The 20315-nt window shown below is 69.0% G+C and carries 19 protein-coding genes; 6 read left to right on the top strand and 13 right to left on the bottom strand.

Going from position 1 to position 20315, the window contains the following annotated elements:
* Nucleotides 1-26: 26 nt before the first annotated feature.
* The 3 genes from NMI01S_RS15845 to NMI01S_RS15835 are packed head-to-tail and all read right to left on the bottom strand — an operon-like array spanning nt 27 to nt 2921.
* Nucleotides 27-1472 carry a lipase maturation factor family protein gene (locus tag NMI01S_RS15845; RefSeq protein WP_062997948.1) on the bottom strand — a complete coding sequence of 482 codons (1446 nt, stop codon included), beginning with the start codon at nt 1470-1472 and terminating at the stop codon, nt 27-29.
* A 40-nt stretch (nt 1473-1512) separates the two neighbouring features.
* Nucleotides 1513-2337, bottom strand: coding sequence for an acyl-CoA thioesterase (locus tag NMI01S_RS15840; protein WP_062997946.1), 825 nt, complete (start codon nt 2335-2337; stop codon nt 1513-1515).
* Nucleotides 2334-2921, bottom strand: a complete 588-nt coding sequence (locus tag NMI01S_RS15835; protein ID WP_369689916.1) for a TetR/AcrR family transcriptional regulator — start codon at nt 2919-2921, stop codon at nt 2334-2336. Before NMI01S_RS15835 ends, NMI01S_RS15840 begins: the two co-directional genes overlap by 4 nt.
* A gap of 153 nt (nt 2922-3074) precedes the next feature.
* Between NMI01S_RS15835 and NMI01S_RS15830 the strand changes: the two genes are divergently transcribed.
* Nucleotides 3075-3833: a DUF72 domain-containing protein gene (locus NMI01S_RS15830; RefSeq protein ID WP_062998651.1), complete on the top strand. Its 759-nt coding sequence runs from the start codon at nt 3075-3077 to the stop codon at nt 3831-3833.
* 12 nt (nt 3834-3845) lie between these two features.
* On the opposite strand, the gene NMI01S_RS15825 is transcribed toward NMI01S_RS15830, so the two are convergent.
* Nucleotides 3846-7280, bottom strand: a complete 3435-nt coding sequence (locus tag NMI01S_RS15825) for a serine/threonine-protein kinase (protein WP_062997942.1) — start codon at nt 7278-7280, stop codon at nt 3846-3848.
* Between the two features lie 209 nt (nt 7281-7489).
* Here NMI01S_RS15825 and NMI01S_RS15820 point away from each other — a divergent pair, with 209 nt between their 5' ends.
* From NMI01S_RS15820 to NMI01S_RS15810, 3 genes are all read left to right on the top strand, one after another.
* Nucleotides 7490-8335: a crotonase/enoyl-CoA hydratase family protein gene (locus NMI01S_RS15820; RefSeq protein WP_062997940.1), complete on the top strand. Its 846-nt coding sequence runs from the start codon at nt 7490-7492 to the stop codon at nt 8333-8335.
* A gap of 26 nt (nt 8336-8361) precedes the next feature.
* Complete coding sequence (locus NMI01S_RS15815) at nt 8362-9111, top strand: VOC family protein (protein WP_062998649.1); 750 nt, start codon at nt 8362-8364, stop codon at nt 9109-9111.
* Between the two features lie 144 nt (nt 9112-9255).
* A complete protein-coding gene (locus NMI01S_RS15810; protein ID WP_062997938.1) occupies nt 9256-11262 on the top strand; it encodes an aconitate hydratase in 2007 nt (668 codons plus the stop codon).
* Between the two features lie 6 nt (nt 11263-11268).
* Here NMI01S_RS15810 and NMI01S_RS15805 read toward each other — a convergent pair whose 3' ends face one another.
* The 6 genes from NMI01S_RS15805 to NMI01S_RS15780 form a co-directional block, all read right to left on the bottom strand.
* On the bottom strand, nt 11269-12246 hold the full coding sequence (locus tag NMI01S_RS15805; protein ID WP_062997936.1) for a glycine betaine ABC transporter substrate-binding protein: 978 nt from the start codon (nt 12244-12246) through the stop codon (nt 11269-11271).
* Nucleotides 12243-12980 (bottom strand): ABC transporter permease, encoded by a 738-nt coding sequence (locus tag NMI01S_RS15800; RefSeq protein WP_157126197.1) that lies wholly within the window; start codon nt 12978-12980, stop codon nt 12243-12245. The genes NMI01S_RS15805 and NMI01S_RS15800 overlap by 4 nt, the downstream gene beginning before the upstream one ends.
* Nucleotides 12977-14263, bottom strand: coding sequence for an ATP-binding cassette domain-containing protein (locus NMI01S_RS15795; protein ID WP_062997932.1), 1287 nt, complete (start codon nt 14261-14263; stop codon nt 12977-12979). Before NMI01S_RS15795 ends, NMI01S_RS15800 begins: the two co-directional genes overlap by 4 nt.
* Nucleotides 14260-14904 carry an ABC transporter permease gene (locus NMI01S_RS15790; RefSeq protein WP_062997930.1) on the bottom strand — a complete coding sequence of 215 codons (645 nt, stop codon included), beginning with the start codon at nt 14902-14904 and terminating at the stop codon, nt 14260-14262. The genes NMI01S_RS15795 and NMI01S_RS15790 overlap by 4 nt, the downstream gene beginning before the upstream one ends.
* 134 nt (nt 14905-15038) lie before the next feature.
* Nucleotides 15039-15971: a TauD/TfdA dioxygenase family protein gene (locus NMI01S_RS15785; RefSeq protein ID WP_062997928.1), complete on the bottom strand. Its 933-nt coding sequence runs from the start codon at nt 15969-15971 to the stop codon at nt 15039-15041.
* A 100-nt stretch (nt 15972-16071) separates the two neighbouring features.
* Entirely contained in the window at nt 16072-16743 is a 672-nt protein-coding gene (locus NMI01S_RS15780) for a TetR/AcrR family transcriptional regulator (protein WP_062997926.1), read from the bottom strand.
* Nucleotides 16744-16954: 211 nt separating this feature from the next.
* On the opposite strand from NMI01S_RS15780, the gene NMI01S_RS15775 reads away from it, so the two are divergent.
* A complete protein-coding gene (locus tag NMI01S_RS15775) occupies nt 16955-17554 on the top strand; it encodes a hypothetical protein (RefSeq protein ID WP_157126196.1) in 600 nt (199 codons plus the stop codon).
* 6 nt (nt 17555-17560) lie between these two features.
* Here NMI01S_RS15775 and NMI01S_RS15770 read toward each other — a convergent pair whose 3' ends face one another.
* Nucleotides 17561-18322, bottom strand: a complete 762-nt coding sequence (locus NMI01S_RS15770) for a 1-acyl-sn-glycerol-3-phosphate acyltransferase (RefSeq protein ID WP_062997922.1) — start codon at nt 18320-18322, stop codon at nt 17561-17563.
* A gap of 170 nt (nt 18323-18492) precedes the next feature.
* Between NMI01S_RS15770 and NMI01S_RS15765 the strand changes: the two genes are divergently transcribed.
* Nucleotides 18493-18873 (top strand): DUF488 domain-containing protein, encoded by a 381-nt coding sequence (locus NMI01S_RS15765; protein ID WP_062997920.1) that lies wholly within the window; start codon nt 18493-18495, stop codon nt 18871-18873.
* 26 nt (nt 18874-18899) lie between these two features.
* Here the strand turns inward: NMI01S_RS15765 and NMI01S_RS15760 are convergent, their stop codons facing one another.
* Both NMI01S_RS15760 and NMI01S_RS15755 read right to left on the bottom strand, forming a co-directional pair.
* On the bottom strand, nt 18900-19457 hold the full coding sequence (locus NMI01S_RS15760; RefSeq protein ID WP_062997918.1) for a histidine phosphatase family protein: 558 nt from the start codon (nt 19455-19457) through the stop codon (nt 18900-18902).
* On the bottom strand, nt 19454-20308 hold the full coding sequence (locus NMI01S_RS15755; protein ID WP_062997916.1) for a CbtA family protein: 855 nt from the start codon (nt 20306-20308) through the stop codon (nt 19454-19456). The genes NMI01S_RS15760 and NMI01S_RS15755 overlap by 4 nt, the downstream gene beginning before the upstream one ends.
* Nucleotides 20309-20315 lie beyond the last annotated feature (7 nt).

Here is a 20315-nt window from a genome sequence, read left to right as displayed (position 1 = left end):
GATCCGCCGGTGCGCGTGGTGGTGAATCAGCCGTGCCGGATGCGAGGGGAGGCGAGGGCCGTCGGTGGGACGTAGTCGCCGACCGCGTCGCGGTGCCACCACACGTGGTCGCGGCGGAGTTCTTCGCGGGTGCTGAATCGGTAGAGGTAGTGCCGGATTCGCACATGGGCGGGCGGGGCGTCGGGAAACGGGTTGTGCCGCAACAGATGCAGGGTGGCCGGGTCGTTGGTCAGCAGTCGCCGCAGGAACGGGCCCAGCCAGGAGCGAGCGTAGATCGGGGAGATGGCGGCGAACCACATCAGCCAGTCCAGGCGCAGATGATAGGGCGCCCACTGGCGCGGCAGCCGGTGCGGATCACCGGGCTTGCCCTTGAAATCGTATTCCTCCCACCGGGTTTGCTCGGTGATGTGCCGGTCGCGGGTGCCCTCCACCACCAGTTCCCAGCGCCGGCGCTCGATCCGCCCGAACGCGCCGTAGGTGTTCACCAGGTGGTACCGATTGAAGCTGGCGTTCATCTGCTGGTGCCCGGACAGCAGGTTCCGGATCGGCCAATAGCTGAGCACGGCCACCGCGGCGGTGAAGGCGAGCACCACCACGACGAACCACGTCGGCGGGTCCGTGAACGCGGGCCGGTCGGGCAGCGGCAGGACGGTCGCGGCCGAGCGGGCGTCGATCGCGGTGCAGGCCAGCAGAATCGTCAACCAGTTGAGCCAGGCGAAATTGCCGGACAGGACCAGCCACAGCTGGGTGACCACGACGACCGCCGCGGCGATGCTCGCGACCGGTTGCGGAGTGAACAGGGCGAACGGCACGACCAGCTGCGCGATATGGTTCGCGGCCACCTCCACGCGGTGCAGTGGTCTGGGCAGGTGGTGGAACAGCCAGCTCAGCGGGCCGGGCATGGGCTGGGTTTCGTGGTGGTAGTACAGGCAGGTCAGATCGCGCCAGCAGGGGTCGCCGCGCAGTTTGATCAACCCCGCGCCGAACTCCACCCGGAACAGCAGCCAGCGCGCCAGCCACAGCACGAGAATCGGTGGCGCGATGTGGTCGTTGCCGAGAAAGATCGCCAGGAATCCCGTCTCCAGCAGCAGCGATTCCCAGCCGAACGAATACCAGGCCTGGCCCACGTTGACGATCGACAGATACAGCACCCACGCCGCCAGCCACAGCAGCATGGCCGCCCACAGCGGCACTCGGTCGTCCGCCCCGGCCGCCAGGGCAACCGCCAGCGCCGCCCCGGCCCAGGCGACACCGGCGAAGAACCGGTCCGAATAGTGCAGATGGAACAGGCTCGGCGAACTTCGGAACGAGGAGCGGGCCAGGAACGCGGGCACCGGCAGCATGCCCTCGGCGCCGATGAGCGCCCGGAACTGCCGCGCGGCGCCCACGAACGCGATCAGGTAGACGACCGCGAGGCCGCGTTGGAACACCTCGCGCGCGAACCAGTAGCCGGGCGCCGTGAACCACTGCATGTTCGGGGCATACCCGCTGCGGCCGGTCGCGATGCCGGGTTCAGTCCTTGAAGTACACCAGCTGATGGGTGGTGGCCAGCGGCCTGCCCTCGGCGCCCCACAGCTGTGCGGACTGATCGAAGTAGCCGCCGCCGAAGTGCTGCCCCCGCGCGGTGGCGAGCAGCGGACGATCGCCGTGGGCGGCGAGCGCGGCGGCATCGGCGTGGAAATAGACGGTGAGCGAGACGGTACTCGCGGCGACCATCCGGCCGTGGCGCACCATCACCCGCGGAATGAACACATCCGCCAGGGCCGTCAGCGCGGGGAAATCCACCGGGCGAGCCGGCAGGTCCCGCACCCACAGGGTGGTCGTGGAGGTCGGCTGTTCCCGCGGTTCCGGGGTGATCGGCCCGCCGCCCTCGACGAACCGCATCTCGTAGTTGCGCATCCACACCGGGAATTCCGGCGGTGGTGCCACGGGCACCGACTCGGCGGGGGGCGCGGCGGGCGGTTCGATCTCGGTATCGGACCAGGTGGGCCGCCGGGCGCCGCAGACGACGGTCGCGGTGGTGGTCACCGCGTCGTCCTGGCTCAGCGTCAGCATCCAGTGCTGGGTGCTGCGATTGGTTCGCACCGGCCGGCTGTCGATCGTGAACGGGCCGTCGGCGATCGGGCCCGCGTAGTTGACGGTGATCGACACGGGTTCGGCCACACACCGCGGATCGTCGAGGACCGCGCGCACGGCGGTGGCCGCGGTGACGCCGCCGAAGGGGCCCACCATATTCGAATACGACGCCGCGGTACGGCCCAGGTAGCGGCCCGCGCCGGCGGGCGCCGGCGCGGTGGCGAGATCGAACGGGTGGGTGCCGAGATCGGTCCGATTCACGAGCGGGGACTCCTTGTCCGGGAAGGTGGGGTCGTGGCGGGGGCCGGGATCGCGGCCCGCAGCAACGATTCGAGTTGGGCGCCGATGCGGTCGAGGGCGGTGGTGCTGCGTTCGGCCCGGCACATCGCCACGCTGCCCTCGAATGCCGCGATGATCAGGGTGGCGATGCGTTCGGCCTCCGCCTGCTCGGCCCCGTCGTCGCGCAGCGATTGCGCCAGTACGTCGGTCCATCGGGCGAAGGCGGCCGCCGCCGCCTGGCGGGGGCTGCCCTCGGCATCCGGCACGTCCTCCACCGAGACCGCCAGCGCGGGACATCCGGCGCGAAAGTCGCTGTCCAGCAAATTCTTTCGCCAACGGCGCAGGAACGAGCGCAGGCCCTCGACCGAACCCTTGCGCAATTCGCGCGACAGCGTCGCCGCGGTCAGATCGCCGGCGAGGGCGACGGCTTCGGTGGCCAGTTCGGCCTTGCCGCCGGGGAAGTAGTGGTAGGTCGAGCCGAGCGGAGCGTCCGCGAATTTGGCGAGATCGCGCACACTCGTGGCGGCGAGGCCGCGCCGGCGAATCATCTCGGCCGCGCCCGCCACCAATTTCGCGCGCGAATCATCCGGTGTGCTGCTGATCTCCCCACCTCCCTATAACGTTCGTCATAGCGTAGCTCGCCCACTATAACGATCGTCATAGGAGGGGGTCCGGCGAGGGCCCAGCGGAGTCGCGGCGAGTCTGGTTCGATGGACGATGTGACCCTGTTCGTCGGGACCTCCGGCTGGCAGTACCGGGACTGGCGCGGCGTGCTCTATCCGCCGGGCGTACCGCAGCGGCTGTGGCTGGAACAGTATGCGGCCGCCTTCGCGACTGTCGAGAGCAACAACGCCTTCTACCGGCTGCCCAGTCGCGAGGTCTTCGCCGCCTGGCGGGAACGGACGCCGGACGATTTCGTCGTGGCCGTGAAGGCCAGCCGTTTCCTCACCCATGTCAAACGACTACGCGAGCCGGCCGAGCCGGTGCGGCGGCTGCTCGAGCACGCGGCGGGCCTGGGCGACCGGCTGGGTCCGATCCTGGTGCAGCTGCCGCCGACCCTGCGGGCGGACGCGAAGCTGCTCGACGACTGTCTGCGAGAGTTCCCGGCCACGGTGCGCGTGGCGGTGGAACCACGCCACGAGTCGTGGTGGACATCGCGCATCCGTGCCGTGCTGGAGGAACGCGGCGCCGCTCTGTGCTGGGCGGATGCGCGCTCGCGCCCAGTGACGCCGCTGTGGCGCACCACCGACTGGTCGTATCTGCGTCTGCACTCCGGGCTGGCGCGGCCGCAACCCCGGTACGGCCGGCGCGCCCTGACCGCATGGGCGCATCGGCTGGCCGACACCTTCGGTTCCGCCGACGGTTACGTGTACTTCAACAACGACCCGGGCGGCGCGGCCGTCCACGACGCGGTGGTGTTCGCCGGGCTGGCGCGGTCCGCGGGGCTGACGGTGACTCGCACGGACGTGCCCTCGTGACGGACCGGCGGATCATTCGAGCTGGTCGAGGAAGGTCCGCGGAAGCGCGATAACGGGAGTGCTCGCGGAAACGCGCCCCGCGTCGCCCGAGAGCCGCCGGACGACGGCGAGCAGTGCCGGGCCCTCGTCGATCAGCGGTCGCACCAGTCCCGCTTCGACGCAGCGGCGCAGCGCCGGCGCGAGAACCGCCTCCGCCGCCTCCGATCGCCCGACGGTCTCGAGGCAATTCGCGAACAACAGCGTGGCGCACAGGGCGGCACGCGGACGCGTGGCGGCGTCGATCGACTCGCGCAGGGCGCGGGCGCGGGGGAGTGCCCGCCCGGGATCCGCGCGCAACAGCCACCGGACGGCCGCCTCCTCGGTGAGGTCGTGAATCGCGGTCGCCACGCCGTCCCGCGCCCCGCGAGGTGCGGGCGGCTCGCCGGGGCCGGATTCGCTGATTCCCAGCCGGATTCGCTCGAGTTCGATGCGTGCCGACAGCCGCGGCAGGGTGTGTGTGGTGGCGACCTCGGTGCCGTCTGCGAGTAGCCGCCGCGCTGCCTCACGGTCCCCGCGCAGCGCCTCGATGCGCGCACCCGTGCCGTAGACCCCGGTCAGGAAATCGACTGTGCCGCCTTCGAATCCGAATTCCACCGCCACGTCGAGCAGATGGTGCGCCTCCGCGATCTCGCCGCGGTCGTAGAGGAAATCGCCGAGTGCGGCCGAGGCCAGGCGAGCGGTGAGGGAACTCTCCCCGGTCGTGGTGCGCGCCAGATGCAGCGCCGTGCGAAAGTGTTCCTCGGCCGCCTCGCTGTCGAGTTGCTCACGCGCCGCCATCCCCGCGAAACAGTGGCTGTACATGATGCTCAGCGCCCCGGTGATGTGCCGGAAATAGGTCCGGCCCCACCGGTGCCATTCGTGGACGCGGTCGAAGTCGAACCGGTGCAGGGCGGCGAAGGCGCCCAGGTTGGCCGCCGCCGACAGCACGAACGGCGCCAGCGAATCCGCTCGGGCGCAACTCTGTTCGACGATGTCCTCCAGTCCGTCGAGATGATCGGCGAGCGCCGCCTCCACCCCGCACAGAATCGACGCCTCGACCGCGAGATCGGATTTCCGGTGTCCCGGAGGCTGTTTCGCCGAATCGGCGGCCAGCGCCAGCTGCAGTGCGGTGTGCATGCGGCTCGGCCGCCGCAACAGCACCGCCGCCCAGGCCAGCGCGATCTGCAGGGTCGGATCGGCCGCGGCCTCGGTGACGGGCAGTTTCGCCGCCAGCGCCGCCAGGGTGGCCAGATGCGAATGCTGCACCAGTTCGCGGGCGTGCGCGGAGACCAGCGCCACCGCGCGTTCGGGTTCGCCCGCCGCCATCGCATGGTCGATCGCCTCGCTGAGCATGCCGTTGGCGGCGAACCATTCGGCGGCGCGGCGGTGCAGCGGCGGCACGCGGTCGGGGTGGTCGCGCTCCAGCCGCTGGCGCAGGAAATCCGAGAACAGGGTGTGGTAGCGGAACCATTCGCCGTCGTCGTCGAGGCGGCGCAGGAACAGGTCCCGGCGCTCGATGTCCTCGAGCAGCGCGCGCCCGTGGGGTCGTCCGGTCAGTTCCGAGGCGAGCGAGCCGCACACCTTCTCCGTGACAGCGGTTTCCAGCAGCGCGGTCAGCAATTCGGGTTCGAGTGCGTCGAGCACGTTGTCGGTCAGATATTCGCTGATCGCCTGATGCCGTCCGGACATGGTGGCGATCGCGGTACCCGGATCCTCGCGCCCGCGCAGTGAGATCGATGCCAATTGCAGCCCGGCGACCCAGCCGTCGGTGCCGGTCCGCAGCCGGTCGATATCGGCCGCGTCCAACGCCAGCCCGCCCACCCGGGTCAGGAAGTCCACCGTCTCGTCCTGATCGAAACGCAATGCGGCGGAGTCGATCTCGATCAGATCGTCGCGAACACGGATGGCCGAGAGCGGCAGTCCGATCATCTCGCGACTGGTGATCAGCAGTTGCAGATGGTGGCAGGCGTTGTCGAGCAGGAAACGCAGTGCGGCGGTGGTGTCGGCCTCGGTGACGCGATGCCAGTCCTCGATGATCATCACGATCCGCTCGCCGTCGGCGTGGATGCGGTTGATCAGCGTGGTCAGCACATAGCGCATCACGTCGTTACCGTGTTCCTCGACGACGCGCAGCAGTTCGGTGGTCAGGGCGGGCCGTGCCCGGCCGACGGCCTCGATCAGGTGCAGCAGGAACCACACCGGATTGTTGTCGTCGTCGTCGATATTGAGCCAGCAGGTGGCGACCCCGCGGCCTACCATCCGCTGCCCCCACTGCGCGGCGAGTGTGCTCTTGCCGAAACCGGCCGGCGCGTGGACGACGATCAGGCGCGGCCAGCGATCGGGATCCATCGAATCCAGCAGACGGGGACGGCGCACCAGCGGGCGCGCGGAGAGCGCGGGATGGAATTTCGTCTCGGCGGTCGGCGGTGTCGTCACCGGGTCGGCCGGGGGAAGCAGGCCGAGCCGGGTCGGTTCGCCGACGCGATCGGCGGCGGGGGCAGGTTCGGCCGCGGGAGTCTCCGGTGTCGAGATCGCCATCTCGTCCACGCGAGGACCGCGGTGGCGCTGCAACTGCTGCGCCCGCACACCGAAGTCCAGCGCGGAGAGCGGGCGCTGCGCCGGGTCGGCGGCCATACTGTCCTCGATCAGTGTGCAGATGTCGTCGGGAATGCCGCCGGGACGCAGATCGGGAATCGGTTCCTCGGTGATGCGCACGAATTGGGCGACCAGCCGCTCACCGGAGCGGCGCTGGAAGGCGGCGTGGCCGGTGAGCATGCAGAACAGGGTGGCGCCCAGGCTGTAGATATCGGAGGCGACCGTCGGAGTGCCATCGCGCAGCACCTCGGGAGCGGTGAACGCCGGTGACGCCGTCACCACGCCGGTGGTGGTGCGGAAACCGCCCTCCACCCGGGCGATACCGAAATCGGTCAGCCGCGGTTCGCCGTAGTCACTGAGAAGCACGTTGCCCGGCTTGATATCTCGATGCAGGATGCCGGCCCGGTGCACGGTTTCCAGCGCACCGGACAGTTTCACCGACATCCGCAGCGCGGCCGTGATATCCAGCGGCCCGCCGTGCCGGATCCGCTGTTCCAGCGAGCCCTTCGGGTAATACGGCATCACCAGATAGGGCCGCCCCGCGCCGGTCGTGCCGACCTGCAGGATCGCGACGATGTTCGGATGTTCCGGGAGCCCGCCCATGGCCCGCTGCTCGCGCAGGAATCGTTCGAGATTCTCGTCGCCGAATTCGGCTGTGGCGGTGAGTACCTTCACCGCGACGGTGCGTCCCAGCGCGAGTTCGCGGCAACGATAGACGACGCCGAATCCGCCCCGCCCGATGATGTGCGCATCGGCGAACCCGGCCGCCCGCAGATCGTCATCGATCACCAGGGAGCGGTCGCGCTGGGTCGCCATGGGGTCCTTGTCGGCCATCGGCACCGTTTCCGTCTGTACTGCTTCCGCGGAGCCCGTCGCGCTGGCATGTCAAGTATAGGCGCGGCCCGCGCGGATGCCCCGGCCGAGACCGTTCGCTCGCCCGGCTGTCGAACCGGCAGGCGGCGCAACGGGATTCGCGTGCCGGGCCGGGCGGGATCGGCCACGGGGGATGGTCACCGTCCGCAGGCTGCTGGCATGCTGTCGATATGGCCGACATCCGCTGGGAGATCTCCGACTCCATCGCCACCATCACACTCGACCGTCCGCAGCAGCTCAACGCCTTCACCACCGCGATGGGCGAGGAACTGGTCGCCGCCTTCGACGACTTCGACCGCGACGACCGGGTGCGCGCGATCATCGTCACCGGCGCGGGCCGCGCGTTCTGCGCCGGCGCGGATCTGTCGGCCGGAGCCGAAACCTTCGCCGCCGAGGCGACCGATTCCTTCCGCGACGGCGGTGGTGAGGTGGCGCTGCGGATGTTCGAATCACGCAAGCCGATCATCGCCGCGATCAACGGCCCCGCCGTCGGCGTCGGTATCACCATGACCCTGGCCGCGGACTTCCGGCTCGCCGCCGACACCGCGCGCATCGGATTCGTGTTCAATCGGCGCGGCATCGTGCCGGAATCGTGCTCCAGCTGGTTCCTGCCCCGCCTGGTGCCCCTGCAAACCGCGCTGGACTGGGTGTACTCCGGCCGGCTGGTCGAGGCCGGCGAGGCGTTGGACGCGGGGCTGTTCTACGCCCTGCATCCGGCCGGCGATCTGCTGGACCAGGCCGGGGCGCTGGCGCGACGACTCACCGAACACTCGGCACCGGTGTCGGTGGCGTTGTCGCGGCAGATGCTGTGGCGCGGCCTCGGTGCCGACCACCCGATGATCTCGCATCGCGTCGAATCGCGCGGTATCAACCGGCGCGGTGCCAGCGCCGACGCTCGCGAAGGCGTCTCGGCCTTCCTCGAGAAGCGGCCCGCGCGCTTTCCGGACAGCGTCGAGCGCGACTTGCCCGATGTGTTCGCCGGTGACCTCGCGACTCCGCCCTTCCGGCCCGCCTGAACCGACCGATGACCGCGGAGGAAAGCATGATTCGCTGGAGCTGGATGTACATCGACCGGCCCGCCGCACGTTTCGACGACGCCTTCGCCTTCTGGGCAGCGGTGACCGGCACGGAGCTGTCGGCCCGCCAGGGTGAGCATGCCGAGTTCGCGACTCTCGACCCGGCGACAGGTGACGCCTACCAGGCAGCGCAGGCGGTCGGCGGGGACGGTGGCGCCCATCTCGACATCGATGTCGTCGATCTCGGCCGCGCCCGCCGCGCGGCGCGTGATCTCGGCGCGACCCTGGTCGCCGATCACGACACGTGGTCGCTCGCGCGTTCCCCGCACGGCCTGCCGTTCTGCCTGACCACCGGCGACGGGCGGCATATCCCCGCGCCGGTGACCGGGCCCGACGGCAGCCTCAGCCGGGTCGATCAGCTCTGTTTCGATATTCCGCCGTCCGGCTACGACGGCGAGGTCGAATTCTGGGCCGCGCTCACCGGCTGGCCCGTGCGTCGCACCGGCCGGGCCGAGTTCACCCGGCTGCTCGTCCCCGCACGCCTGCCAGTCCGGATCCTGATCCAGCGCCTGGACAGCGAACAGGAGCCGGGCGCCCATATCGATATCGCCTGCGCCGATGTCGAGGCGGTGGCGACCTGGCACGAATCGCTCGGCGCCCGGCGCGCGCACCGCGGCGCACAGTGGCTGGTGATGAACGATCCGGTGGGCGGGGTGTACTGCCTCACCGAACGAGACCCGTTGACCGGCAAGGTGGTTCAGCGCAGCCCGAGCTGAACGAATCCGCTGCGGGCGCGACGCGGGGTGCGGGCCCTCGCACGGGGTGCGGCGCGCCGGCGTGGATCGGCGCATGCTGGAGGGGACTCCGCACAACAACGTTCCCGGACCCGGCGATCCCGTGGACGGGGCAGAGGAGGGCAGATGACCGGCCAGAAACCGCACACGGACCGCCCGCGCACCGTCGCCCAGAAACTGATCGAGTCGCATCTGGTGTCGGGGCGGATGCGCCCGGGGGAGGAGATCGCGCTGCGCATCGACCAGACGCTCACCCAGGACGCGACCGGCACCCTGGTGATGCAGGAACTCGAGGCGCTCGGGCTCGACCGGGTGCGCACCGAACTCAGCGCGCAGTACGTCGACCACAATTTGTTGCAGACCGACGACAAGAACGCCCAGGACCACGAATTCCTGCTGTCGGCCTGCCGCCGCTACGGCCTGTGGTTCTCGAAACCCGGCAACGGGGTCTCGCATCCGACTCATATGCAGCGTTTCGGCAGACCCGGCGTGACGATGGTCGGCTCGGATTCGCATACGCCGGCGGGCGGGTCGCTGGGCATGCTCGCGATCGGGGTCGGTGGTCTCGAGGTGGCGCTCGCCATGGCCGGTGAGCCGCTCTACATCACCATGCCGCAGATCTGGGGCGTCGAACTGACCGGTGAACTGCCGCCCTGGTGTTCGGCCAAGGATGTGATCCTGGAGATGTTGCGCCGCCACGGCGTCAAGGGCGGTGTGAACCGGATCATCGAGTACCACGGTCCCGGCCTGGCGAGACTCACGGCGATGGACCGGCATGTCATCGCCAATATGGGCGCCGAACTCGGCGCCACCACCACGGTCTTTCCGGCCGACGACGCGGTGCGCGAATTCCTGCGCGCCGAGGATCGCGCCGGCGACTTCACCGAACTGCGAGCCGACGAGGGCGCGAGCTACGACCTCGACGAGCACATCGACCTGTCCGCGATCGAGCCGCTGATCGCCCGGCCCTCCTCACCCGGGGACGTGGTTCCGGTGCGGGAGGTCGCCGGGCAACCGGTCGCGCAGGTGGTGATCGGGTCGTCGGCCAACCCCGGATTGCGTGATTTCGCGATGGCCGCCGCCATCGTCTCCGGCCGGCAGACCCACAGCGACGTCAGTTTCGATGTCAATCCGTCCTCGCGGGAGATCTTCGAGGATCTGACCAGGATGGGCGCCACGTTCGAACTGATCCGCGCCGGGGCGCGCATCCACCAGTCCGGATGTATGGGCTGTATCGGCATGGGGCAGGCGCCGGCGGTGGGCCGCAATTCCCTGCGCACCATGCCGCGCAATTTTCCGGGGCGTTCGGGCACCGACGAGGACTCGGTGTGGTTGTGTTCGCCGGAGACCGCCGCCGCGTCCGCGCTGACCGCGAGGATCACCGATCCGCGCGATCTCGCCGACGAACTGGGCCTCGACTATCCGGTGCTGGACCTGCCCGCACACGCCTCGGTCAACACCGCGATGCTGGTGCCGCCGCTGCCGGCAGCCGAGGCGCGCACGGTGGAGTTGGTGAAGGGCCCCAACATCTCCGCGCTGCCGGACTTCGATCCGCTGCCGGATGTGATCGAGGCGCCGGTCCTGCTCGTGGTCGGCGACGACATCTCCACCGACGACATCTCCCCGGCCGGAGCGCGGGCACTGCCGTTCCGCTCGAATATCCCGAAACTCGCCGAATTCGCCTTCACCCGTATCGATCCGGACTATCCGCGGCACGCGGCCGAGATCTCCGGCACCACCGGACATATCGTCGTGGGTGGAGACAACTACGGGCAGGGCTCCTCGCGCGAACATGCCGCGATCGCGCCGCGGTATCTGGGGCTGCGGGCGGTGATCGCGAAATCGTACGCGCGGATCCACTGGCAGAATCTGGCCAATTTCGGCATCGTCGCTCTCGAATTCGCCGACCCCGCCGATTACGACCGCATCGGGGCGGGTGACGTGCTGCGCATCGAGGGGCTGCGGGCGGCCCTCGCCGCCGGTTCCGTGGTCACCGCTCACGATGTCACCGCGAACGTGGATATTCCATTGCGCCACCGGCTTTCGGAGCGCCAGGTGGAAACGGTACTGGCCGGCGGCATCATTCCGCGGCTCGCGGCCGCGCAGGCGGCGCGCGAGATGTCCACTCGCTGAGCGTTTCTACTCGACGAGCTTTTCGCTCTTCAACCAGTCGTAGGCGACGTCGGCGGGATCCTCGCCGTCGATATCGACGCGGCCGTTGAGTTCCTGCATCAGATCATTGGTCAGCCGCTCGGAAATCGTGCCCAGCAGCTGACGCAACTGCGGATAGCGGTCCAGGATCTCCCCGCGCACGACGGCGGCGCCGCTGTAGGGCAGAAAGAACTTCTTGTCGTCGTCGAGCACGACGAGATTCAGATTCTTCACCCGGCCGTCGGTGGTGTAGATCATGCCGAAATTGCACGGCGCGCTCTTGGCTGTCGCGGTGTAGACGACGCCGGCGTCCATCCGGGTGACGTTGCCGGTGGGCACGCCGTTGGGATCGTTGTAGGGAATACCGTATTTCTGCAGCATCGGAATGAAACCGTCGGCGCGGCTGAAGAATTCGTCGTCGACGCAGAACGTGCGATCGCGCACCGGCAACGCCGCCACATCCGACAGCGACTTCACCCCGAGCCGTTGCGCGGTCGGCGCCGACACGCCGAAGGCGTAGGTGTCGTTGAAATTCGCCGGCGGCAGCCACTCCAGGTTGTGCTCACGCTTCTCGATGTCGTGCACGCGCTGCCAGAGTTCCTGCGGATCGGAGATCGTCTCGGTTTCGTTGTGGTAGTTGACCCAGCCGGTGCCGGTGTACTCCCACAGGATGTCGGCGTCGCCGTTGAGCTGAGCCTGCCGCGACGACGCCGAACCCGGCGCGCCGGTCAGATCGGTGACCTTCGCGCCGGCCGCGGCCAGATAGGTCGCGGTGATCTTGCCCAGCAGTACGCCCTCGGTGAAACTCTTCGACGTCACCACGAGTTTCGCGCCGTCGAGCGGTCGCTGCCCGCCGGGCAGGCTCGCCTCGTGGAAGGTTCCCGACGAGCTGACCAGTCCGCAGCCGCCGATCATCGACACCGCGAGGACGATCACGCCCAGTGCCAGGGCCCGTACCGACCTCATGACACACCTCGCGGAGTCGCGGCCAGTTCGACGAGTCTGCCCAGCCAGTCGATGATCAACGCCAGCAGTCCCACCAGAATCGCCCCGGACACGAGCAGTTTCGGCAGGAACAGGGTGACGCCGGTCGTGATCAGGGTGCCGAGGCTGGTGGCGCCGATGAAGGTGCTCAGGGTCGCGGTGCCGACCAGGATCACCAGGGCGGTGCGCACCCCGTTGAGGATCACGGGCACCGCGAGCGGCAACTCCACCCGTACCAGGGTGCGGGCGGCGGAGAACCCGATCCCGCGCGAGGCCTCGATGGTGCGCTGATCCACCTGGCGCAAGCCGATGATGGTGTTCTGCAGGATCGGCAGAATCGCGTAGACCACCAAACCGACGACCGCCGTGCGAAATCCGGTGCCCAGCCAGAAGGTGAACAACACCAGCAGCCCGACCGCCGGCGCCGCCTGGCCGATATTGGCGATGTTGACCGCGATCGGCTCCAGGCGTTTCAGTGCCGGCCGGGTCAGCGCGATACCCAGCGGAATCGCGACGACGACCACGATCACCGTGGCCACCACGGTCAGCTCGATATGCGACCAGATCGTGGTCTGCAGGTTGGACCAGGCCAGCGAGGCCTGCTCGGTCGGGGTGAACGTCGTCGACCGGTACCAGACGATGTAGCCGATTCCGATGACGAGGATGATCAACGGCTCGAACCAGACGTCCATCGGCAGCCGGCGCAGGCGGGTCATGACTGCCCGGCCGATTCGTGTTCGTCGTCGTCGGCGGCGACCACCGGGGTGGGCGCGGGATCGGTTCCGTCGACGTAGGTTTCGTAGGAGGTGTCGTGTTCCTCGGAGCGCACGTCGGCGAGGGCGGCCTGGATGGTCTCGGTCACCGCGCCGATGCCGATCGAGCCGACGACCGCACCGCGGCCGTCGGTTACCAGGGCCGCACCCTGACTGGCCGCCAGCATCGCGTCGAGGGCGTCGTTGAGGGTCGAGGAGCGCGCGACGACCGGCAACCGCCGATCAAGGTAGTCCGACACCTCCGGTTTGCTCGCCAGTTCGGTGAGCGAGGGCCACGACCGCGGCCGCCCGGCGGCGTCGACGACCACCACCCAGGTGTGGCCGGCGGCCCGCGCGCGCTGGATCACCGCCCGCGACGGCTCTCCGATGCGGGCGGTGACCACGTCGTCCCATTCCACGTCGCGCACCCGCTGCACGGTCAGATAGGCGAGTTTGGCGCCGGAGCCGACGAATTCCTCCACGAAGGGCGTGGCCGGCGCGGTGAGGATTTCCTCGGGCCGCGCGTACTGCTCGACGTGCCCGCCCTCGGACAGGATCAGCACCTTGTCGCCGAGTTTGGTGGCCTCCTCGAAATCATGGGTGACGACGACGATCGTCTTGCCGAGTTCGTGCTGAATCCCGATGAGGCTGTCCTGCAGGCGAACTCGGGTGATCGGGTCGACGGCGCCGAAGGGCTCGTCCATCAGCAGCACCGGGGGATCGGCGGCCAGCGCCCGCGCGACTCCGACGCGCTGCTGCTGGCCACCGGACATGTCCTTGGGCAGCCGGTCGGCGAATATCCCGGGGTCCAGACCGACGAGTTCGAGCAGATATTCGGTGCGTTCGGCGATCCGCTTCTTGTCCCAGCCGAGCACCCTCGGGATCGCGCCCACGTTCTTGCGCACCGACCAGTGCGGGAACAGGCCGCCGGATTGGATGACGTACCCGATCGACTGCCGGAGTTTGTCCGGGTCCTCGCGGGTGACGTCGCGCCCGCCGATGAAGATACGGCCCTCGGTCGGCTCGATGAGGCGGTTGATCATCTTGAGGGTGGTCGTCTTCCCGCATCCGGAGGGACCGACGAAGGCGACGATCTGTCCCGCCTCGATCTCGAGGTCGAGGCGGGCGACGGCCGGCTTGTCCTGGCCCTTGTACCTCTTGACGACCGAGTCGAGGACGATGGACGCCCCGGTGACATTGCGTTCCGGCGTCGCCGGTCCGGGCCGGTCGGTCACAGCGTCGGTCATGAGAGTCCTTCGGCGATGGTGAGGCGGCCCAGCAGAACGAGTAACGCGTCGAACACCAGCGCCACGATGACGATGAGGATGGTGCCCGTGGCCGCCGTCTCCAGCGCGTTCGCGCCGCCCAGCCGCGACAGGCCGTTGAAGATCAGCGATCCCAGGCCCGGCCCGAGAACGTAGGCGACGATGGCGGCGACACCGACGATCATCTGTGTGGAGACCCGGATACCGGTCAGAATCACCGGCCACGCGATCGGCAGTTCGACGGTGAGCAGGATGCGGGTGCGGGAAAAACCGATTCCGCGGGCGGATTCCACCACCGAGGACGGTACCGAGCGCAACCCCACGATCGCGTTGCCGATCACCGGCAGGGCGGCGAAGAACGCCAGCATGATGAACGACGGGACCACACCCAGCCCGAACGGGACCAGCAGCAGTGCCAGCAGCGCCAGCGACGGAATGGTCAGCGCGACCCGGCTCGAGGTGAGCGAGAGCTGCGACAGCAGCGGCAGCCGGTAGACCGCCATCGCGATGAGAACGGCGACGATCGTGCCGACCAGAACCGTCTGAAACGCCAGTGACGCATGCTGATAGGTGAGGAAGGCCAGAGTGTCACCCCGCTCTCGGATGTAGTTCCACAGGTTCACGGGACTCCCATCGTCAGCCCTCTGCCGGCACCCGTCCGCGCGCCGCCACCGGGCGCAGGTTGGTCAAAGACTAAATGACAGTACGGCTCCGGTTCCGCACGCCGCGCGGTTCATGCCGCGCTGGGCAGTGGCCTTCATGCCGCCCGCGGCAGCGACTGCGGGCGGGAGTAGGCCGCGGCGTCACCGGAGATCGCCGTGCTCGGACGGCCGTCGACGCCGACGGGTACGTCACCGGCCAGCGTGATGCGGGTGAGCCGGCGGTGTTCGGCGCCGTCGTAGTCGTCGATCGCGTAGTGCTGGGTGGCGTGGTTGTCCCAGATCGCCACATCGCCGGGTGCCCAATCCCAGCGGGTGGTGTGCTCGAGCCGGGTCACCCGATCCTGGAGCAGCCGGAACAGAGCCCGTGATTCGGCGGTGGACAGGCCGACGATCTCCTTGACGAAGCAGCCCAGCAACAGCGCGCGTTCTCCGGTTTCCGGATGGACGTGCACCACCGGATGTTCGGTCTCGAAGTAGCGGGACTCGAATTCGGTTCGGTACGAACGGGTTCCGGCATCAGGCCGATCGTCGGCCTCGGCGGCGTAGTCGTAGCGGTTGGTGTGGCGGGCGCGCAGATTCTCGGCCAGCACACGCAGCGGTTGCGGCAGCGAGTCGTAGGCGGCCACGGTGGAGGCCCAGGTGGTTGATCCGCCGTAGGACGGCAGGGACACCGCGCGCAAAATCGAGGTTTTCGGCACGCGGTCGACGAAGGTGACGTCGGTGTGCCAGACGTTGGAGCGGCCGTGCTGGGAATCGATGGCCAGACTTTTCACCCCCGCGGAGGTGAGTGTCGGATGCGGCGTGGTCGGCGTGCCGAGCAGTTGCGCGAATTCGTACTGCCCGTCCTCGGTGAGGTGGTCCTGGCCGCGGAAGAAGATCACCTTGTGCCGGTGCAGGGCGGTGCGGATCGCGGCGACGGTGTCGGTGTCCAGCGAGCCGCCTAGGCGAACTCCCTCGATCCGGGCGCCGATGTGGTTACCCAGCCGGACCACTCGCACCGCGGTACCGGTTGCCTCGTCGACGGACATCGCACGACCTCTCTTCCAGCCTGTCGGACGTGCGGTAGGTAACCACCCGCCGGCCGGGTCCGGCCACCGTTACGGTCACCGGGATCGAAATCCGGTGGTCTCAGGTCCGGCCGCGGGCTTCGAGCTTGCGTTCCAGCCCGGCGATCACGAGGTCGACGTCGAATTCGAACTGCTCGCCGACCCGTCCGGCGCTCTCGCGTGTGGTCGCCACCTGCCGCAGGAGTGGAAACTTTTCTCCCACTTCCGAATTCAGTGTCCGCGCGACGTGTTCGGCCTGTAGGTCCACATGGCCCCGGGTCGCCTCCGCGGACTCGCGCGCCGCCGAGTACGCGATATCGGCGAGCAGCCGCAGGGTGCGTCCGGCCTCCATCGGCTCGAATCCGGCGGAGACCAGCGATTGGAAGATCCGCTCGATCTCCGCCAGCGTCGACAGTCCGCCTCGGCCCCGGAATCGCACATGGGAAATCAGTACCCCGACCTGGGTGAGGGCTTCGGCGACCGCGGCGGCGAACAGGTGCAGCAGCTGCCGCCAGTCACCGTCGGCGGGCAGGGCGAGGCGGCGGATCTCGGTTTCGAAGGCGTCGAGTGCGACCAGTTCCAGTAACCCGTCGCGGTCGCTGACGTAGTAGTTCAGCGATTTGCGATCCACGCCCAGCGCGTCGGCGACCGCTTTCATGGTGAGTGTTTCCGGCGGCAGCGCGCGTGCGGCGGCGACGATGCGGTCCCGGCTCAGCCGGGGCGGCCGCCCGCGCCCGCGCCGCGATGTCTGCACGATTCCAGCCTCGGACCCGGTTGTATTACCGCCGCTCACCCTCTCAGGCTACGGATGCGGTCGGCCGGTCCGGGCAACACGCCCGGTGGGTGGGTACGAGTTTGACCAATATTTTCTCCCGTTGGGGGAAAATAAACTAGTCTCTGCTCGGGCGATGTGGGCCGTCCGAGGCGGGGAAGGCAGTGGTGGTTGTGATCGGAACGGAAGTGCTATGTCTGCTGTGTCGCACCGGTATCCAACGAACGCCCATGCGGCGGAATCTCCACGCGAATGCGCCGTCGCCGAATCCGGCCGGCGCTCGCTGCGATATCAGCTGGTCGTGATCGCGGACAACCCGGTCGAGGTCGTCGCGCGCGCCGGCGGGTGGCTGTTCGACCGCGCCGTCTCCGGCTGGGAGGTCACCGTCGCGGTCGATTCACCCGGCGATATCCGGCCACTGACGATCCTCGGGCTGGGTGTGCTCGACCTGGGCTGTGTACTGCGCTGCCGGCGGCAGGTGCCCGTACCGCACGCCTTCGCCGTCGCCGGGAATCTGTCCGCACTGGGCGAACCGGCGCGCGAATGGGCCCACCGGTATATCGGCAGCGCGCGCACCGACGTCCGGTTCTGGGGCGAAACGGACTGCGGCGACACATCTTTCGCGCAAGCCTCGCCGACGGCGTACGTGCCGAGCCGGGCGGCGCGAGCCTTCAAGGCCTATGCGCTGGAGGCCGTGGGCATGCGGCCACCGGCGCGTGATGTCGAATCCTTCCGCGCGGTGGTCGGTGCGGTGGCCGCCGGGTCGGGTGTGCGCACGCTGCCTGCCGGTTGACGCGCGCTACCGGACGGCCGCGATCGCTCCGTCGAGGGCGCGCTGCATCCGGGTGCCGACGACCCGGGTGATCTGGGCCGGTCGGTCCGGGAAATCCGGCAGCGGCTCGTCGAGGTAGAACGTGGCGCGGCCACCGGGGCCGTAGGTCAGGCCGAGGAAGATGAAAACCGGTGCCGTCCCGGCATCCCGGGCACGCGCGGCGATGTGGCCGATTCCGGTGCCGATGGTCTGCACCCGGGTCGGATCGGTCTCGTTGCAGGTACCTTCGGGGAACAGCGCGAGGTCGTCACCATCGACCATGCGCCCGACGCAGACGTCCATCAGCTGCTGGCCGGCGGCGTAGGCGGCGCGCGCGCCGTGATCCTTGCCGCGGAACACCGGGATGGCGCCCATGACGTCGATGCGCGACCGCTGTCCCGGCTCGGTGAACAGTTCGTCCTTGGCCAGCACCCGGATGTGGCCGATCCGCGGCCGGAACACGCTGCGCCAGGCGAAGGCGGCGACGGTGCGCGGATCTTCCACGCTCACATGGTTGATCGCGATGATCATGCGGCGGTCGTCGCGGATCAGCTGCCGGATCGCCGCGCGGGCGCCCTCCGCATAGTGGACGGCGGGGCGTTTGCGATAGGCGGTGATCGCGTAGAACAGGCGCGCGCGGGTGCGGGGTGCCCGGTGGGTGCGGTAGTACTCGTAGACGGCGTCGCGATTGTCGAATTCGACCGGGGGGGGTAGGGCAACGGGATCGGCGGTCGAGATCGGGGCGTTCATTCAACCTACGCTACCGTAACCTACGGCTACGTAGGTAGGGGTTCGCGAACGCGTTCTCGGCGAGCGGGCGAGAGCGGCCGCTCGCGTGATTACCCTCGAATGCGGGAAGGGGGCCGGCCATCCCGCGTCGCGGGTGCCGGGCGAGACGGCCGACCGAAGGGAGCAGCGCGATGGCGAGTACACGACCGCGGGTCCAGGTCCGGCGGATCTACGACGATCCCGATCCCGACGACGGGATGCGAGTGCTGGTCGATCGCCTCTGGCCGCGCGGGATGAGCAAGGAGAACGCCCACCTCGACGAATGGTGCGCAACGATCGCGCCCTCCACCGAACTGCGCACCTGGTACGGCCACGACCCCGCCAAATTCGATGAATTCGGTCGCCGCTACCGGGAGGAACTGCGCGATCCCGAACGTGCCGCCGACCTGGATCACCTTCGCGAACTCGCCGGGCGCGGCATGCTCACTCTGCTGTCGGCCACCAAGCGGATCGACATCAGCGAGGCGGCGGTGCTCGCCGATCTGGTGGAGAAGAAGCCGGCGTCACACTGAGGTGAACACGGCCGCGCCGCACGAACTCACAGCGGATTCGCGGTATGCCGCACCGTCCAGCCCGGGCCGCGGCTGTGCAATGTGGTGGCGCTGAGCGGCGGAATGTCGATGCGCCAGAACGATTCCGGCGGTGCGGTGAGGGCCAGCAGAACGCTCGCGCGGACGACGGCGGGATGGGTGATCGCGACGATGCGGTGTCGGTCCGCGACCACGGTGTCGAGCCAGCCGCGTACCCGGTCGAGCAGGTCGGTGATCGCTTCACCGCCGTGGCCGCGGTAGGCGGGATCGGTCATCCAGGACATGAGGTCGGCCGGGTCGAGGGTGTTCATCGGCCTGCCCGCCCAGTCGCCGCAGTCGATGTCGCGCAGGGCGGGTTCGGTGGTGGCCCGCAGCGTCAGCAGCGTGGCGGTCGCGGTCGCCCGCAGTTCCGGGGCGGCCAGGACCCGGTCGGCCCGCGGCGCCGCGGGGGAGGCGGCGCCGCGGGGCAGTTCGTCGAGCGGTTCGTCGACCGGGAAGCGGGCCGACCGCATCGCGGCGGTCATGCCGTGACTGATCAGCGTGAGCCGGGTGACGGTCGCGCTCATACCGCCGCTGCCGGCGCGGCCGCGGCGGAGTCGTCCGCGCGCTGGAACAGCCGCGGCGCCAGCGTCGCGAAACCCACACCGATCACCGACCACAGAATGACCTGTGCGGCAAGGGAATAGAAGCGGAAATAGTACAGATCGTCGGCAGGGAAGCCCGGATAGACGATCCGGCCGCTCGAATCGGTGAGCGGCCGCGGTGTTTCGGTGGCCGCGTCGCCCAGGGCCCGGTTGGCGGCCAGATGCCCGAGTGAGGGCAGCAGCGCCGCGATCGCGGTCACCACCACGACGAAGGCCAGGCCCGCGGCGATGGTCGCCGTCCAATTGCCCAGGCGCGCTTGCAGTGTGCGGCCCAGCCACACGGCGCCCACCGCGCAGGCCGCGGCGATCACCACCATCAGCAGGTACAGGCCGGTGCGTTGCCCGATCGTGTCGGGATTACCGATCGAGGGCGGATTGGCCGGATACTTGAAGAACGGCACGGCGTACAGCACGCCGAACATGCCGCCCGCCACGCACAGCGCGAGATTGCGCGGGCTCAACGTGCCGACGCGGCCCATGAACAGGCAGTACACGACCGCGAACAGCGCACCCATCGCCGCACCGAACACGATCATGCCGAAGCCGACGCCGATACTCGCCTGCACCGACCGGGTGAACAGTTCGCCCTCTTCCATACCTGCCATCGCGTGACCGGCGGCCCGCTCGACTGTCGCGTGCGCCTCGTCGCGCCCGCCCTCGTAGGCGATGGCGCGATCGATGATCGGCTCGGCCAGAATCCGGGCGAATACGAAGGCCAGCAGCCCGCCGATGGCGCCGACAAGCACGCCGCGAGCGATGATTCGTTTTTCCATTGTGGGG

Source organism: Nocardia mikamii NBRC 108933 (assembly GCF_001613505.1).
GTDB classification, from domain to species: Bacteria; Actinomycetota; Actinomycetes; order Mycobacteriales; family Mycobacteriaceae; genus Nocardia; species Nocardia mikamii.
The sequence above is the reverse complement of the archived record's forward strand: the minus strand, read 5'-3'. Positions and strand labels throughout refer to the sequence as shown.